The sequence below is a fragment of the Helicobacter sp. genome (assembly GCF_022770205.1).
Lineage (GTDB): Bacteria > Campylobacterota > Campylobacteria > Campylobacterales > Helicobacteraceae > Helicobacter_D.
Map to the genome: position 1 here is coordinate 208,601 of NZ_JALEIK010000038.1, position 17,154 is coordinate 225,754.

13 protein-coding genes, 1 tRNA gene and 1 pseudogene are annotated in these 17,154 nt (G+C 37.0%); 6 read left to right on the plus strand and 9 right to left on the minus strand.

Translation table 11 applies throughout. The features are described from left to right. Positions 1-159 precede the first annotated feature (159 nt). Together flgL and MRZ19_RS08025 are read left to right on the plus strand one after the other, a co-directional pair. Positions 160-2,814, plus strand: coding sequence for a flagellar hook-associated protein FlgL (gene flgL, locus MRZ19_RS08020; RefSeq protein ID WP_291031776.1), 2,655 nt, complete (start codon positions 160-162; stop codon positions 2,812-2,814). An 82-nt stretch (positions 2,815-2,896) separates the two neighbouring features. Continuing rightward, positions 2,897-3,838 (plus strand): KpsF/GutQ family sugar-phosphate isomerase, encoded by a 942-nt coding sequence (locus tag MRZ19_RS08025; protein ID WP_291031777.1) that lies wholly within the window; start codon positions 2,897-2,899, stop codon positions 3,836-3,838. Here the strand turns inward: MRZ19_RS08025 and MRZ19_RS08030 are convergent. The 5 genes from MRZ19_RS08030 to gap all read right to left on the minus strand — a co-directional run bounded on the left by MRZ19_RS08030 (position 3,835) and on the right by gap (position 11,089). Beyond that, on the minus strand, positions 3,835-6,945 hold the full coding sequence (locus MRZ19_RS08030; RefSeq protein WP_291031778.1) for a S8 family serine peptidase: 3,111 nt from the start codon (positions 6,943-6,945) through the stop codon (positions 3,835-3,837). The genes MRZ19_RS08025 and MRZ19_RS08030 overlap by 4 nt on opposite strands. Positions 6,946-7,065: 120 nt before the next feature. After that, positions 7,066-7,641 carry a hypothetical protein gene (locus tag MRZ19_RS08035; protein WP_291031779.1) on the minus strand — a complete coding sequence of 192 codons (576 nt, stop codon included), beginning with the start codon at positions 7,639-7,641 and terminating at the stop codon, positions 7,066-7,068. 87 nt (positions 7,642-7,728) lie between these two features. Continuing rightward, the gene (locus MRZ19_RS08040) at positions 7,729-8,937 is read right to left on the minus strand and encodes an acetate kinase (RefSeq protein ID WP_291031780.1); all 1,209 of its coding nucleotides are present in this window, start codon (positions 8,935-8,937) and stop codon (positions 7,729-7,731) included. Between the two features lie 24 nt (positions 8,938-8,961). Further along, the gene (pta, locus tag MRZ19_RS08045; RefSeq protein WP_291031781.1) at positions 8,962-9,957 is read right to left on the minus strand and encodes a phosphate acetyltransferase; all 996 of its coding nucleotides are present in this window, start codon (positions 9,955-9,957) and stop codon (positions 8,962-8,964) included. A gap of 136 nt (positions 9,958-10,093) precedes the next feature. Next, a complete protein-coding gene (gap, locus tag MRZ19_RS08050; RefSeq protein ID WP_291031782.1) occupies positions 10,094-11,089 on the minus strand; it encodes a type I glyceraldehyde-3-phosphate dehydrogenase in 996 nt (331 codons plus the stop codon). A 159-nt stretch (positions 11,090-11,248) separates the two neighbouring features. Here gap and MRZ19_RS08055 point away from each other — a divergent pair, with 159 nt between their 5' ends. Both MRZ19_RS08055 and MRZ19_RS08060 read left to right on the plus strand, forming a co-directional pair. Continuing rightward, positions 11,249-11,545 carry an HU family DNA-binding protein gene (locus MRZ19_RS08055; protein ID WP_291031783.1) on the plus strand — a complete coding sequence of 99 codons (297 nt, stop codon included), beginning with the start codon at positions 11,249-11,251 and terminating at the stop codon, positions 11,543-11,545. 48 nt (positions 11,546-11,593) lie between these two features. After that, positions 11,594-11,670, plus strand: a tRNA-Arg gene (locus MRZ19_RS08060). A gap of 106 nt (positions 11,671-11,776) precedes the next feature. Here the strand turns inward: MRZ19_RS08060 and MRZ19_RS08065 are convergent. Continuing rightward, the gene (locus MRZ19_RS08065) at positions 11,777-12,007 is read right to left on the minus strand and encodes a hypothetical protein (protein WP_291031784.1); all 231 of its coding nucleotides are present in this window, start codon (positions 12,005-12,007) and stop codon (positions 11,777-11,779) included. Positions 12,008-12,131: 124 nt separating this feature from the next. On the opposite strand from MRZ19_RS08065, the pseudogene MRZ19_RS08070 reads away from it, so the two are divergent. Further along, a pseudogene (locus tag MRZ19_RS08070) lies at positions 12,132-12,799 on the plus strand (SIMPL domain-containing protein). Next, positions 12,800-14,197: a glycosyltransferase gene (locus tag MRZ19_RS08075; RefSeq protein ID WP_291031785.1), complete on the plus strand. Its 1,398-nt coding sequence runs from the start codon at positions 12,800-12,802 to the stop codon at positions 14,195-14,197. It abuts the pseudogene before it with no gap. A gap of 105 nt (positions 14,198-14,302) precedes the next feature. Here MRZ19_RS08075 and MRZ19_RS08080 read toward each other — a convergent pair whose 3' ends face one another. From MRZ19_RS08080 to MRZ19_RS08090, 3 genes are all read right to left on the minus strand, one after another. After that, positions 14,303-15,511 carry an FAD-dependent oxidoreductase gene (locus MRZ19_RS08080; protein ID WP_291031786.1) on the minus strand — a complete coding sequence of 403 codons (1,209 nt, stop codon included), beginning with the start codon at positions 15,509-15,511 and terminating at the stop codon, positions 14,303-14,305. Further along, positions 15,508-16,062, minus strand: a complete 555-nt coding sequence (locus MRZ19_RS08085) for an NAD(P)-dependent oxidoreductase (RefSeq protein ID WP_291031872.1) — start codon at positions 16,060-16,062, stop codon at positions 15,508-15,510. Before MRZ19_RS08085 ends, MRZ19_RS08080 begins: the two co-directional genes overlap by 4 nt. Before the next feature lie 99 nt (positions 16,063-16,161). Continuing rightward, complete coding sequence (locus MRZ19_RS08090; RefSeq protein WP_291031787.1) at positions 16,162-17,121, minus strand: NAD(P)-dependent oxidoreductase; 960 nt, start codon at positions 17,119-17,121, stop codon at positions 16,162-16,164. Positions 17,122-17,154: the final 33 nt, after the last annotated feature.

Below are 17,154 nucleotides of genomic sequence, written 5' to 3' on the forward strand. Positions count from 1 at the left end.
TTAAAGATGTAAAAGTATAAGAAAGCAATGTAAAAATAAAAAGTGTGCATTGTAAAGTTTTTGTAAAGTTTAAATATGGAATCCAAAATGCGCCTTTATTCTACAATTTTGGAATAAAAATTGCTTTATTGTTGCAAACAAAATTTTGAAGGATTAACAATGCGCATAGGCACTAACTCCAGATACACAATGATGCAGTATCATCAGAATAAGACGCAAAATAGTTTAGATGGCGTTTTGGCGCAAATGAATGGATTAAAAATCCAATATGGCTATCAAGATGCTTCAGTTTTTAATAAAACGCTATCGCTTGATTTTAATATTAACACTCTAACGCAAAGTAAAGAGTTAGCAAATAATGCCTTTACCTTTACTCAGCACACAGATACAGCATTAAAGGATCTTGCGCAAACTATGGATAATTTTAAACAAAAACTTGTGCAAGGGGCAAATGATATCCATAGTGAAACTTCGCGTTTAGCCATTGCAAAGGATTTAAAAGCATTGCGCGATCATTTTTTATCTGTTGCAAATACTTCTATTGGTGGAGAATTTATTTTTGGAGGGACTGCGACAACTAAACAACCTTTTAATGCTAATGGAAGTTATAATGGAAATAGCGATTCTCTAAGTGCTTTGCTAGGATCAAATAATCTAGTTTCTTATAATGTTACAGGTGCAGAATTGTTTTTTGGTTCTGATAGGGATACAAATCGTGTGATTTCTACAAATATTCCAAAATTTAATCAAAGCAAATTGCATCCAGAAATTATGGATCCCTTGCACAAAACAGGACAAGGCGAGGAAGTTTATTTAAAAGCTAGCGATCCTTTAAGGGATTTGGTGGGGGATAGCGATAATAAAACAGATAATGATCCTTCAGAAGTGTTTTATATCACCGGAAGAAAGCCCGATGGGACAGCATTTAAAACAAAGTTTGAAATGCAAGTTTCTTATACTAATGAAAAACAAGCCCCAAAAGTGCAGGATTTGCTAGATAAAATTGGGCGTGAGTTTGGGAATACAGAAGTGAGTAAAGTTGTAGATGTTACGCTGAATGCTTGGGGGCAAATTGAGATTAAAGATTTAACCAGTGGGCGTTCCAACATAGAATTTTCTATGATTTCAAGTTCTTATAAAGATCCCGCAAATGCACAAGTAAATCCAAATGCGAATCCTCCAACAGATGGAATCGGAATACGCAATATTGATCAGCTTTTAAGCACGGGAGTTAAAGTCAATACTTATGTGCAAAGTCCATTTTTAGGTGATTTTTCAAATGTTAGCATTGCTTCTGTGGAGGATTATAATGACCATAGAATCCATACGCTTCCAACAACATTTAGAACACCTACCAATGAAATCGCTAAAACAACAACGCTTTTAAGAGATGTTTTTCCAGCAGGGGTAACTGCATTGCAACTTAGTGGAAATGCAGCAAATACTGCTCCTGATACTCCCGGCGCTCAAATACAAGCCCAAAATTTTACTATCACGCAAACTTCAACAATCCAAGATTTAATGGATAGGATTAAGCAGGAATATAGTGTTGGTGGAGGTAATATTGATGTGCAATTCTCCGATGGTAAGATTATTGTTGTGGATAATAATGTGTCTAAGAAAACTCCAGCAGATCAAGATGATAAAGATTTACCCTACACAGGAGCTAGCTCCTTGTCTATCACACTTACAGCACAAAACGGGCAAGGTGGACAAAATGTTAATGGATTCCGTAGTGATTATGGAGTAGATTTTGACAGAGTGAATTTTTCACGCAATGGCGCAACGCTAAAATCTAATGTTTCTCAAATTGTGCGTGCGACTAACGAATACGCCACGCTTGAAACAAAGCTTTCAGAAGTTGCAGGCACGGATTTAAATGGGCATACTTATAACTTTAAAGTTAAGGATGTCAATGGCTTAGAAATCACAGGAAGGATTGATCTTACAAATAATAATGGTAGCTCTATGACTATCACAAGCCCTGCAAATGTGAATGGTATTAATATTCCTAACAATGTGCAAGTGCCAATTTTACAAGCAAATGGAAATCCCCCACAAGTCTCTGGCAATCCAACGCCTGCTAATGATGTAACCTATCAGCAATTAGCAGACATTTTAGGGATGGTGTTAAATCTTAGCAATTCTAATCCGCAAGATTTAACAAATGTCTTTCAAGCTAATGCAAATTTTAATACTCCTGGCAATAAAGCGTCCTATGAAGCAATGCTTAGCAATGCAAAGAATAATTTAAACATTACCCTTGATGCGAATGGTGCATTGCAAATTAAAGATTTACACAAAACGCCAACAAAAATGGAATTTTCACTCTTTGATAGTAAGATTAGTGATTTTACGCTTAATGCGCAAGGTAGGATTGATGAAAAAAAGCCTGCTCTAACTTTTCAATCCAATAGTGCTATTATTGCCGATGATCCGCACATTAATTTCTTTGAGCAAATTGATGTAATGATAGAAGCCTTAGAGGTGGGTTCTTATCGTGCAGGTGGAGTGAGTGTTTATGGTGATGCAATGCGTAATCCAGGCGTGCAAAATGCAATGTTAGTCTTTGATCATTTAGCAGACCATATCAATAAGGTGCACACTAAAAATGGTGCGCAAGGCAATGCATTTAAGTATTCCATAGAGCGCACAGAGGTGTTAATCGTGCAGGCAAAAACATTGCGCTCTGATACCATTGATACGGATTTTGCAGAAGCATATTTGCAGTTTTCTACACTCTCTATTGGATACCAAGCGATGCTATCTAGCATTGGAAAAATCACACAACTCTCTTTAGTGAATTATCTCTAAGCTTTTTTTACAATACTATTTTAATAATGTATAATACCCGCTAATCATTTCGCACTGCGGGTGCGATTTATAAGGGGCTTGTATGCGCGATTTTATTCCAATTGCTAAGGAAGTTTTTAACTTGGAAGCGGAATCCATTTTGGGTTTAAAAGGACAAATGGATTCCAATTTTAATGCAGTGATTGCTTGCATTTTAGAGCTAAAAGGGAGATTAATCCTAAGCGGTATGGGAAAATCTGGGCATATTGGTGCAAAAATTGCTGCAACATTAGCAAGCACAGGAACGCCTAGCTTTTTTTTGCATCCTGCTGAAGCACTGCACGGAGATTTAGGAATGTTAAGGGAAGAAGATGCGTTGCTTGCCATTTCAAATTCTGGTGAGAGTGAGGAGATTTTGCGCTTAATCCCTTCTGTTAAAGTGCGTAAGATTCCTTTAATTGCACTCAGTGGTAAAAGCGATTCCACTTTAGTAAAAGAAAGCGATTATTTTTTAAATGTAAGTGTTAAAAAAGAAGCTTGCCCTTTGCAACTTGCCCCTACAAGCTCTACTACAGCAACCTTAGCAATGGGTGATGCAATTGCTATTGCTCTAATGCGTGCAAGGGATTTTAAGCCAGAAGATTTTGCGCTTTTTCATCCGGGTGGGAGCTTAGGGCGCAAACTTTTAACGCGCGTTAAAGATATTATGATAAGAGAGAATTTGCCCATTGTTGCGCCCCGCTCTAGCTTTAAAGCTTTAATTGCTGAAATGACTTCTAAAAAGCTTGGAATGTGCTTAGTGTGTGAAAAAAATAAGCTTTTAGGAATCATTACAGATGGCGATTTACGGCGTGCTTTAAATGCAGATAAGTTTAATGCTGAAGCCTATGAGATTATGACACAGCATCCAAAAACCATTGCTATAAATGCTATGGCAACAGAAGCGGAATCTATTATGCTAGAGCATAAAATTAAAGAACTTGTTGTGATGCAAGGGGATTCTTATGTGGGGGTTGTGCAACTTTATGCAATTGCTAATGTTTAGAATCTCCAGCCCAATGTGCCAATGGTAGAGAGATTATATTGGTTTTTTGTAAATTCGTTAATTAGGCTTAGTCGCACAAATATTGATTTTAAATTAATCTCTCCCGTTGCACCAAGGGTAATAGAATAAGAATCTAAATGATGTTTTTGTAAAAAGGGAAGATTTACAAAGTCATTAAAAGACACAGAGTTTAAAATTTCTTTTCCGCTTAAGCGATAATCATAGAGTAAAAATCCAGAAAGTTTGCTTGTGTTTTGGTGTGTGTAGTCTAAAGTTAGTCCTGCGGTGATTGTTGTTGAGTTATGCGTGATTGCATCATAGGATTTTGCAAACAATCCCCCATTTTCACTAAAGCTGTCCTGATATGTGTAATGGTAAGAAAGATATGCAATAGGGGTTAAAGTAAAAGAAGTGTTAAAAAAGTCTTTTGAGATTCCTAATTGTGCGCTTGCAAGATAGTTATTGTAGTTTGCAGAAATCTCTTGGGCATTGATAATTTGTCTATTGATTGTGTTATTGCCTCTGCTTAGAGTGATTCCGCTTATTAGATTAAAAGGCGTCATATTGTAGAGATAATTTAGCCCTAAAGATACATTTTTGGTTTTTATATCGGCTTGAGAAAATTGCATTGTGGAATCTTGGAGCTGAAGATGTAGGCTTAACGCATCTTTTGAATTTGCAGTTTCTCCAAAGGAGATGTTTAATCCATAAGCTTGACCATCATAATCCTTGCCAAGGTGTTTTTTAAATCCGGGTGCAATGTAAAAAAACTTATCTTGATTTTCAATATCTTGCATAAAGGTATAATAGGCATCGCTCTCTAAACTTGCAATATGCAGTGCATTAGAAGCAGTCGTATGGACTGGATTTAGAGCCATCAAAGTGTTATTTTGTAATGCGTGTGTTTGCTGTGAGATAATATTTTCAGTGGATTTTAAATAAGCATTTTGTTCAATGCTGTTTAAAATCTCTTTAGCATTTTGTGCAGAGCTCGTATCTAACTCCGAAAAGAAAGCTTCGTATTGTGGAGAGAGATGAGAGGTTGTTCTTATTGTGCGCAAAGTATTTCCCATTGTGGAATTTGGGACTTCATAAGCATTTGGTTTTAACTGTGGAGTTACGATTATGCTTTGGTTGGAGTCTGGTTTTATTTGTTTATTAATTGTTAAATTATCACCATCAAGTATAAAAACTAAGCTTTGTGTATTTGCAATAACAACTTCACTGAAACTTCCTAAATAGTTTCCTAAATCTCCTAAATCAATCTTTACTTCTTTCCCTGGGGTATAATAAGCCACTAAAGGAACATAGGTAAGTTTTCCACCTTCTATTAGATAAGCATTGGCTATAAGTTTTGAATTTTTAAAATCACCAAATTCAAGCTCTAAAGTGCCATTTTGTTTTTGGGTGTATTTTCCAATAACCCTTAAATCTTTTAAATCATTATCCCCTGCGTGCACGATTCCTTCATTGTGTAAATCCCCTGTGATTTCTCCATTGCCCTTTAATGTCCCACTCTGTTCTACATAAACATTACTAGAGAGTTTTCCTCCGCTATCATTGCGCTTGATAAGTCTAATGCCTCCCTTCTTAATAATCGTCGCGCCTTTGTAGCTGTTCTCTCCGCTAAGTGTTAATATGCCATCCCCTATTTTGATAAAGCCAACATTAAGTCCATCTAATTTTTGTGGTTTATTAGCAGCGTCGTTTCTATGTGTGCTAGCATCCCATTTGCGCTGTTGTATGGAATTGCTAAATTCTGCATCATTTCCTTGTGTGTCCAATGAATAATAAGCAGTTTCTTGCTCGCTTTGGTAAGTTTGGACATCGCTATCATTTAATCGGTTTGCGTCAAGTTCGCTTAGTCCTTGTAATGCTTTTTCTATATCTAAAATTCCACGCCCAAAAATCTCTTCCTTTTTGACCATTATTGCGCCATCTTGTGTTCCATCATTATCTTGTATGGTGTCTAAATTATCAAGCACTTCTTGCACGCTTTTATCTGCATCTTTTAAATCTTTATAATATTCTTTTAAATCTGCCTTTTTTTCTTCGTCTGTTGTTGGAACAGAAGTATCAAGATAAACAAGGAGATATTTAAAGTTATTCGGCTTGCCTTGTGATACACTGCGCACAATCATTTTTGGAGCTTTGTAGTCTCTATTGGCTGTGCTTAAAAGCACATCAGCAATTTGCTTGCCATTTAAAAAGGGATATTTCTCTGCTACAAGTGCCGCAGCACCACTGACAACAGGAGCTGCCATAGAAGTTCCACTTTTTTTGGAGTAGCCATCCTTTTTGCTAGAATCTACATTATTGACATCATAGCCTGCTGCTGTGATTCCGTAATTGATGGCGTCTTTAAATCCGTTGCTAAAATCTACCACTCCTCTAGGGGAAACGATGAGTTTATCGCCTTCTCTTTGAATATTGCTAGAGTCTAATGCTCCCACAGCAAGCCAAGATTGCACACTCTCATCAAGGCTTGGGAGGGAAGCTTGCAAAGAAGGGGAGAGCATTCCTTCATTGCCAGCTGCAAATACACTTAAAATTTGCTTCTCCTTTGCTAGTTGATAAAGTTGAGAGGAGGTAGGATCTCCTTTTGTAAGATAGAGCAGAGAGTATTCTGGAGTATAAGTTGTAGATTTTTTTAATTCACCTTGATGTGATTCTAAGCCTTGCAAGGGATAAATATTAACCCCCCAGCTATTATTGATAACTTTAATATTTTTATTAGAATAAAAGTCATATAAGTTTGGAATATTCTGAGAATAATTAACACCACCCACACCAAAAAATTTTGCATCATAGGCTACACCATAAGGCTTTGTAGTATCTAGCTTTGCACCAAGTGCGATTCCTGCAACATGGCTACCATGTGTGGCTTGTTGAAAGTTTGGATTAGTAAAATCATTAGGATAAATAATTCCTAAATCCTTATTTTGTAAATTGATATGATTAGTATTAAATGCGTCATCAACAATTCCTATTGCAATATTTTTCCCCGTGATTCCTCCTTCGTGTGCCTTTTGCGTATTGTGCAATTGAAAATCAGTAAGTGCGAAACTTTGTGCAATGCAGGCAAAGAATAGAATCATTAAGCGCATATTAATCCTCTTTAGAAAAGATATAAGGGGAGCATTGTAACAAGTAAGAGTTTATTTTTTACTTATGGTCAGAAAAAAGAGAAAGAATTTTAATTTAAGAATCCCAAAAGGGATTCCTTACTATTTAAGTGTTCCAGTAACGAAAATATCAACAACATTCCAGCTAATTTTTAAATGTCCAGGAGCAGCGTCGCTAAGTGCTTTTAATGCTTTTGTTGTATTAGAGAAAGGAGCTAAATCAATTCTACCTTCTGCTGTAAATTCTTTTTTGCCCATATCTCCATTTTGGATTTTATAAACTAAAGGCATAGTTGTGCTTTGATTATTGATTGTTACTTTTGCAGTGATTGTTCCTACATCTTTACCTTCAATGAGGCTAACCAACTCTACTTTAACATCGCCTTTATTGTTTAAAGTGTTAAAGAAAGCATTGATGATGTTGTTAGTAATCACAGGATTGCTCATATCAATATCGTTAGGTGATAGCGTAATGCTTGCGCCTACGATTTGTTTTGCAAAGCTTGAATTATCTTTAAATTCAACTTTTGATGTTGTAAATTTACCTTTTACGCCTACCATTTGAGGAGCTTTATAGCCTTCAAAGCTAATTTTTATGCTATCTTTATCTAAAGTATTTGCAAAAAGCGCGCTAGATAAAAGCAGTGATCCAAATGTTGTAGCTAGTAATTTATTCATATTTTTCCTTAGTTTTAAATTTTGTAGAATAGGCATTGTAGTTAAAAATTCTAAAAAAGTAAAGGAAATTGAAAAAAATTGTTTGCATTAAAGATTTTTTTCTGAAACTATGGCGTGCGTGTCGCGTGCAATCATTAACTCTTCATTAGTTGGAATCACGCAAACCTTAACTTTAGAATCTTTTGTGGAGATAATCCCTTCTTTGCCTATTGCATTTAAGTTTGCTTGTGCATCAAGTGTGATACCTAGGAATTGTAAATGTGAAACAATTTTCCCGCGAATGTGTTTTGCATTTTCACCCACTCCTGCACAAAATGCGATGGCATCAACGCCTGTTAATGCTGCTGTGTAAGCACCGATGTATTTTGCGACACGATAGGCAAAAACTTCTCTTGCAAAACGCGCTTTTAAATTTCCTTCTTCATCAGCAATGAGTAAATCTCTAAAATCACTAGATAGTTCAGAGATTCCAAGAACTCCTGATTTTTTATTGAGTATGTTTAGCACTTCTTTTGTGCTTAGATTTTCTTTTTGTGTGATGTAATCAATGATTGCAGGATCTAAATCTCCGCTTCTTGTTCCCATTACAAGTCCTTCAAGCGGGGTTAATCCCATACTTGTATCCACGCTTTTGCCATTTTCAACAGCGCAAATGCTTGAACCATTGCCTAAGTGGCAAGTGATGATTTTAGAATTTTCTAAAGGAATCCCTAAAAATTCTGCTGTGCGTTTAGAAACATAGCTATGGCTTGTGCCGTGGAATCCATAGCGGCGGATTTTGTATTTTTCATAATATGTATTAGGGATTCCATACATATACGCACGCGGTGGCATTGTTTGGTGGAATGCTGTATCAAAGACTGCAACCATAGGTTTATTGGGCATTAAATGCTCACAGGCGCGGATTCCAAGCAAATGCGCTGGATTGTGAAGCGGAGCTAAGTCTGCACACTCTTGAATCTGTTGAATCACTGCAGTGTTGATAAGAGTAGATTGCGTAAAATGCTCTCCGCCGTGCACAACTCTATGTCCTATTGCTTTAATGCTATCTAGGGATTTTAGGATTCCATCTTTTGGGCTTATTAGAGCATCTAGTACGAGTTTTATGGCTACTTTATGGTCTGGCATATCCACATCTTGTGCGATTTTCTCCCCCCCCTTTGGCTTGTAACTAAACTGCCCACCTGCAATTCCGATTCTATCGCATATTCCTGAAGCTAACGCTTCTTCTGTGTCTGTGTTAATAAGCTGGTATTTAAGTGATGAGCTTCCACAATTAATGACTAAAATGTCCATTTTTTCTCCTTAATTTTGGTGTGCTTAGTTATTTTGTGCTTGTAAGGCTGTGATGGCAATCACGCCTACAATATCATTGCTGCTACAACCACGCGATAAATCATTTACTGCTCCTGCAATCCCTTGTGTGATTGGTCCATAAGCTTCTGCATTAGCAAGTCTTTGGACAAGTTTGTAGCCGATATTTCCTGCGTCTAAATCTGGGAAGACAAGCACATTTGCCCTTCCTGCAATTTTGCTATCTGGGGCTTTAGATTTACCAATGCTTGGCACAATTGCTGCATCTAATTGAAACTCTCCATCAAGGGCAATGTCTGGGGCTTGTGCTTTTGCAATTTGCGTGGCTTCAAGGACTTTATCCACATCGGGGTGTTTTGCACTTCCTTTTGTGGAGTGTGAAAGCATTGCTACAATTGCTTTCCTTCCTACAAGGGATTCAAAGCTTTTTGCAGAATCCATCGCAATAGAAGCTAGCTCTTGGGGATTTGGGTTTTGCACCAAACCACTATCGGCAAAAATAAAGATTCCATTTTCGCCATAGTTACAATTTGGAACAACCATTAAGAAAAAGGCTGAGACAAGTTTGGAATCCTTTTTCGTCCCTAGAATTTGTAAAGAAGAGCGCAACACATCAGCAGTGGAATTAATAGCACCTGCTACCATTCCATCAGCAACTTTTAATTTAACAAGTGCCACACCAAAATATAGAGGATTTTCTAGCAGAAGTGTGCGCGCTGAAGATGCGTTTAAGCCTTTGTGCGCACGGAGTTTTACAAAAAGCTCTACACAAGATTCTAATGCATTGTAACTTTTTGGATTAATAAAAATTGCTTTATTTAAGTCAAACCCCTTGCTGCGCTCTTTTATTGCTTGTTCGTCTCCAATTAAAATAATCTTTGCGATTCCTTCTTTTAGCGCGATATGCGCAGCTTCTAATGTGCGCAAATCTTCTGTTTCTGGGAGAACAATGGTTTTTAAATGCTTTTTTGCTTTCTCTTTAATGCTTTGAATAAAATCCATAAAAGTTAGCCTTTGTGTTTAAAATTACATTAATTGTAAGATTTTTTAATAGAAAGCAGTGTATAAAATAGTAAAAAAGTGTAAAAAAGTTTCAAAGTGTGTAAAATTTTCTCTTAGATGATTGCAAGCAGGAGTATTAAAAGTTTTGTCCTATGTAGCTTGCCATATCCACTAAGCGTGTAGAATAGCCCCATTCATTATCATACCACGCAACAACTTTGCATTGATGATTATGCACAACTAAAGTGCAATCTGGCACAAAAATGCTACTATAAGTGCTACCGATAAAATCCCCTGAAACACGCTTTTCATTATCCACTAAAATTAAATCTTTAAAGTTGGTTTTGCTTGCCTGCTCAAATGCGGCATTAATGGAATCCTTATCCACTTCTTTTTGCGTGATACAGGTTAAATCTACCACGCTCACATCTGGCGTTGGCACACGGATTGCAAAGCCATTTAATCTGCCTTTAAGCTCAGGCATTACAAGCCCCATTGCTTTTGCTGCACCGGTTGTTGTTGGAATCATATTAAGCGCAGCGGCTCTTGCACGGCGCAAATCCTTGTGCTTAGAGTCTAGTAAGTTTTGATCATTTGTGTAGCTATGGATTGTTGTCATTAAGCCACTTTGGATGGTGAAATTTTCGTGCAAGACTTTAGCAATGGGTGCTAGAGCGTTTGTGGTGCAACTTGCATTTGAAATCACAGCTTCGCCTTGATATTGCTTGTGATTCACGCCATAGACAAAAGTTGGGGTGTCTGTTGCAGGGGCGGAGATGATGACACGCTTGATGCCACCATAAAGATGCGCGCTTGCTTTCTCAAGGGCATTAAAAGCACCTGTGCATTCTACCACAAGTTCTGCGCCATATTTTCCAAAATGCGTTTGTGTAATTTCGCGTGTGCTTAGGATTTGGATATTTTCTTGACTTCCGATTCTAATTGTGTTTTCACTGAGTTTTTCAACTGCGCTCTTTTTTTGCACGGAATCGTATTTTAGCAAATGCGTTAGCGTGTCAATGGGCATTGTTGTGTTAATTGCGACAAGCTCTAAATCCTTGCGTTCGCTTAAGATTTTACTTACGCATAAGCCAATCCTTCCTGTCCCATTGACTGCAACTTTTAATCCCATCTTTTCTCCTTTAAGATTTAAAATGCGCGCAAATGCTAATTAAAAATTCCTTACAAAAACAATAAATTTAAGAATTTTTCGCAATAAAAGCCTTGAAAATCCTAAATAGTATGCTAAAATAGCGAGTTTTTAAACTAAAATCCAAATCGGAGGTTCAAAATGAACAAATCAGAGTTTGTTGACTTAGTCAAAGAAGTCGGGGAATTTGAAACAAAAAAAGATGCAGAAAAAGCGATTATTGCTTTCACGGCTGCTGTTGAAAAAGCACTTTCGCAAAAAGAGAGCATTGAGCTTGTAGGTTTTGGAAAATTTGAAACAATCCTTCAAAAAGGCAAGGAAGGAATGGTTCCTGGAACTACTAAAAAATACAAAACTCAAGATAAGTTTGTTCCTAAATTCAAAGCTGGAAAAGGTCTTAAAGACGCAGTTGCTGCTACTAAAAAAGGCAAAAAATAATTCTTTCTTCGCTCCCTTCGCGGAGCATTAGCATTTCTTTTTATCAATGTCCTCGTAGCTCAGCTGGATAGAGCACACGATTCCTAATCGTGAGGTCATGCGTTCAAATCGCGTCGGGGATACCACTTTAAGCCTATGGCTACCTTGTTTAGGCTTTTTCAAATGTTTTGATAACCATAATAGAAGCCACAAAAAATGCGATTAAAGCTAGTGTTGCACAGAAAATTCCTATCATTTTAGTTCCTCAATTTCTTTTAAAATTTTATAAACTCTTTTTAAAAGCAGAGAGATTGCAACACAAGTTAAAACAATCCCTAGCGTGATAAATATACCTCTTATTAAATCAATTTCATTGTAGTTAATCACTGAATAGCCAAAAATACCAAATATGGCGGTAAGGAAAGCTAACAGCAAGGCTTTTAAAAAATCAACTTCTAATTTAATTTTGTCTTTTTTGCTCATCAAATATAGCCTAATAAAAAGTCCGTGGATTATAGCATAAAATAAAATTCTCAAGTTTAAGTTAGGTTTTTATCGGTAGAATACACGCTTAAAAAGTTGGAATCCAAATTTATAAAGGGTGATGATGGATAAGATTAGTGTGATGTTTTTAGGATTAGCCTTGGTTGTTAGTAGCGTTGTGTTGGGCTTTAGTGTGGATAGGGCGGTAAAAAACTTTAAAGCGGGGGAGCGGAGCGTTGTTGTTAAGGGGCTAAGTGAAAAGGAAGTGCAAGCTGATGTGATGATACTTCCGATTAAATTTACGCGCGCAAATAATGATTTAAACGCCTTGTATAAGGATTTAGAAGCTGATGCGCAAAGGGTTTTGTTGGCGTTTTGGAGCAAATTGGATTGGATAAAATGATAGGCTTGGGGATTTGTATGGGGGCAATCAAAATGTAACTTATCGCGGCGTTGGAAGTGTGTTGCTTTACACTAAAGAAGTGGCAATTGGCAAAAAGGCGTTAGAGGGGATTTCAAAGCTTGGAATGGATGGCGTTGTGATTAAGATTGATGATTATGAAGTGGAGTATATTTACACGGGCTTAAATGCGATTAAGCCACAGATGATTGAAGAGGCAACGCTTAATGCAAGGGAAGCGGCGATGAAGTTTGCTAAGGATTAAAAGTCAGCTAGGCAAGATAAAAAGGGCTACACAAGGGCAATTTAGTATCACAAATAGGGATAAGAACACAGCGCATATTAAAAATGTGCGTGTGGTTTCTACAATAGAATATTATTTGGAGGATTAGATGGAATCTAAAAGAGTTGGCGTTGTGATTCCTGTGTTTAACACAGATAGCGCACTTGTTAGGGAATGTGTGGAGAGTGTGCTTAAGCAAAGCTATCGCGAGATTGAGATTTGTCTTGTGAATGATGGAAGCACGGATAAGGAATGCTTGGAGCTGTTAAAGAAGTTTGCTAGGGCTGATGTGCGTGTGAGTGTGATCCATAAAGAATACAATGGCGGAATAAGCGAGTGTCGTAATGTGGGGGTGGAGTGGTTTGCTGGGAGTTATGCTTGCGAAGTGGAGAATCCAAGCACTAGGGAGGCGTTGTATGGCTTTAGGGTAAAGGGGGAGAATCCTTATAAAATCACAAGGCTGCATAAGAGTAAAAAGGCTTTTGCTAAAGGGGCTTTTGAGTTCGGGGGGGGGGGCTTTATTGCGCCAAAGATTGATTATATTTTGTTTTTAGACTCTGATGATGTGTGGAAGGAAAATCTTGTTTGGGAGTGCTTGAAGCGCGCTAATGGCGTAGATGTGGTGTGGTTTAATCATTTGCCAATTTATGAAATTGAGGCTTCTCATATTGCCTATAAAGCACTTGGTGAATCTCAGCTTTTAGATAAAGAGGGCGTGATTAGTGGAAGGGATTGGATTGATTTTGTGGCACAGAGTGATGATATTGAAAAGAGTATGACATTTGTGTGGCGTGTGTTGATTGACTTTAGATACTTGTCGCACATTGGGCTTAAGTTTGCTAATCAATGCTTTATGGAAGATAATCTTTATGGGGCGTTGCTGTTGTATCAGGCGGATAGAATTTATACGCTTCCGCAAAAGTTGATTTATTATAGAGTCCGTAAAAATAGTGAGACAAATCACACAAGAGAGAGAAAAAATGTTGGGATTCCAAGTTTTTTAGAAGGGTTGTGTGAGAAGTTTTATGGGAATAGGGCATTAACGCGTGAGGTGTGGGTGTGTATGAGTTGTTATGTGATGAAGCTACACACGCAGGATTTTGTTAAAGAGAATGCTAGTAAATATGGAATCGGAATTTTAGATGCACATTTGACAAAGAGATTTAGAGAGATTTATTTGAATTTTTTGTATAAAGAATCTGATTTAGATACAGATTACTATTTGATAAATTGCTTTAATTTAATCTTATTTTTAAGTGAAAACTACAAAAGATTCCGTCCTTTTGATAATCTTGAAAAAGCATTTTGTGTAGATGATAAAAAGCAAAAAGGAGTAACGCAACTTTTATATGATGTGGTATTGTATGAAAATAATATTGTATTAGGAAGAAATAAAATCATTAAAGAATTAGAAGAGAGAATCAAAGCTTTAGAAGAAGAAAACTCTGAACTTTATCTTAAAACTTTACAAAATGATTTTCATCAAAATTTGAAGGTGTTTAGATGATTTTCTCTACTGCCTTCATACCACTTAAGAAGCTTTTATCGCTAGAGAAATAATCCCATTCTCCAAATCTTCCACACGAGATGATTCCATTTTCACTTAAGAAGTCTAGCACGATTTTGCGATTTTTTCGATTCCGTGTGTGAACATTACATTTCCATAGGGAAGTATGCGGAAGTCCTCACAGATAATATATTCTTCCTTGCAAATCTCCATTTTAATGAGCTGTTCTTTTGTGTGATTGATGAAATATTGGGGCAGGTTGGAATCCTTTTTAGCGATGTTTTCTAAGCTTTTAAAGGCGGAGAAGTAAATTTCAGCTTGTAAGGATGAGCAGCCTTGTGGGACATTTGCGGGGGATTTTTCAGAGGGGCTATACACTCTTGCGAAGAAAATTTCTTCATCATAGACATAAAACCATAGATTTTTCATAATATTAGGTTTGTTAAATCCTAGTGAGATGATGGCTACCTTTGTGGCGTGAAGTTGTTGGGCGGCGTGTTTTACTTCTTGTGGTGTGGTTGGAATGAGATTTGCCATTTCAGGGATGGGGATTGTGGAGATTAGCGTGTCGTAGGGGGATTGCTCTTTGTTAGAGAAGGTTAGAATCTTATTTTTTGTGTCTATGTTTATCACTTCTTTATTGCAAGCGATGTTGAGTTCTTTTACTAGGTTTTTTAGGAAGGATTTGTATTTTCCTTCTTTTGGGTATCTTTGTTCTTGTGCGTAGTAGGTTACAGGAGTGTCATCTGTCATTGCGCCTTGTAGGATTTCTTCAAGGTTTGGGCGGTAGAATCTAGGTCCTACCCAGTCTTTATTGACATTTAACTCTTTTGCTTCTAGTGTCCAGTATTTGCGCGTGTATTTCATTGGAAAATTTTCGGCGAAAAAGGTCCCATATTGCGCCTTTAGCCATTCTTCGAAGTTTTGTAAATCTTCTTTTTTGTTCGTGTTTTCTATCATATCTTTTAGGGCTTTAACCTTTATGTCTGTGGGGAGACCGAAGAGATTGTTTTGTGCGGGGTGTTTTACCCAGTAGCCTTGATAGTAATTTATCATATTTGGAGTGTATTTGTAGGGTGTGCTGAAGTTTTCAAATGTTTGCTTGACATATTCATCTGTGGCAAGCGATAAATGCACGGCGTTATCAAACCAAAATTTACCCTTGCTAGAATTTACATAAAATCCGCCACATAAACCGCCCCATTCATTTAATTTTTCATAAAGGGTAATTTGTGTGTCTTTGTGTTTCTTTTGTGCGTGGAATGCTGCTGAGATTCCAGAGATTCCTGCGCCTAAAACTGCGATTTTTTTCATTTGTTCTTCTTGATTAACATTTTAAATCCTTCTTGTAATGTGATTTTTGGATTCCAATTTGGTAAGGGTTCTCCCCCTTCCCAAGGAATCATAATTTCTAACTCACGCAAAGGTCTAGCGCCCCATTTGATGTTTAGCCTTTTACCTAAGACTTTTTCATAAAGCATTACCACTTCTTTTAGTGTTTGTCTTTCCTTGCCTTTTAGAGAAAAGATTTTATTTTTACAAAACTCTGGCTCTTTTTGGATAAGTTCTATTAAACAATCAAATCCACTGACAATATCAAAAGCGTGGCTGTAATCTACAATTTGACTGCCATTGCTCATTAGTAATTCTTCATTTGTGTTTGAGATTTTTTGGAGTAAAGAGAATAGATATTTCGTATCATTTGGTCCATAGGAATTGTAAATTAATAGGCTTGTAAAAAGGGTTTGAGAAGTAAGAGAGTAGTAGAGCATAATGTCTTCAAAAGCCTTTTTAGTAGCGGCATACAACGAAGAAGGGCGATAGGATAGAGAGTTGCAGTAGCTAACACAAGTAGAAGTGTTGATAAAAAAAGAATGTTGTGCTTGATAGCAGTTTGTATAAGTGTAACCCCAAAAGTAATGTTTGCATCAATGTTTCAAGCGTCCTTGTTTCACGCTTGCTTTTCACGCATCTTGAATTGTTTTGTGTTTTAGCCACCCATAAAGTTCTTTTAGGGATTCTTCATAGCTAATTTGGCATTTGAAATTTAAATCTTCTTCTAGCGTTTTTGTGGAAAACACTGCTTTGTCTAATTTTACATCGCTATAGGCGACTTTACCAAACTCTATGGGGTGTTTTGGTGGATAGATTGTTGTCATAATTTCTATGTATTCTTTTAATGATCTAGGGTTGCTAGAACCTATCCAATATTCTGCGTTTCTCTTGCCTGATTCTCCTATGCGCTTAAAGGCTTTCACGCAATCCCTAATGGAGATGGTGTCAAAGGTTTGCTCCCCTGAAGTCATTTGTATTTTTTCATCGTTTAGAATTTTTTGTAAGGTTACAAGTAAAAAGCTGTCTTTGGAGTCATTAGCTCCTATGACATGGGATTTTGTGGCTAGGATTAAATTAGTTTTAATTTCTGTGGAGATGGCTTTTAAACAATCTCTAGCAGATTTTTTAGCAAGGGCATAAATTACATGGCGATTATAATGGCTGTGTGCGTGGTAGTCTAGGCTTAAGTAGGGTTCTACGAAGGCTTCTTCCATCGTGCCTACATGGATGAAGTTTTTACATTGTAATTTATCAGCTACTAAAAATGCTTCTATGGAATAGGCGATGTTGTTATATTGCTCTTCTACATTTAGGTTGGATAATGCGCTTTTACCTCCCCAAGCGAAGTGAAAAAAGCTTACGTCTTTAAAGTGTAAGTTTTTATCCTTTAAAATTTCAGGTAGCTTAGAGATTTCTGCCATATCAAGCTTTATGTAAGTAAGATTTGGATGTTCTTGTAAGCGTAGAGGATCAATTTCTGCTAAAGTTTTTCTTCCAAGCGCTAGCACTTCTATGCCTTCTTTTAGCAAAAGTCTTGTAAGGGCAGAGCCTATAAATCCTGTCGCTCCTGTGATGATTGCTTTTTTCATTAAATGTCCTTTTGTTGTGTGGCTAAATGTGTA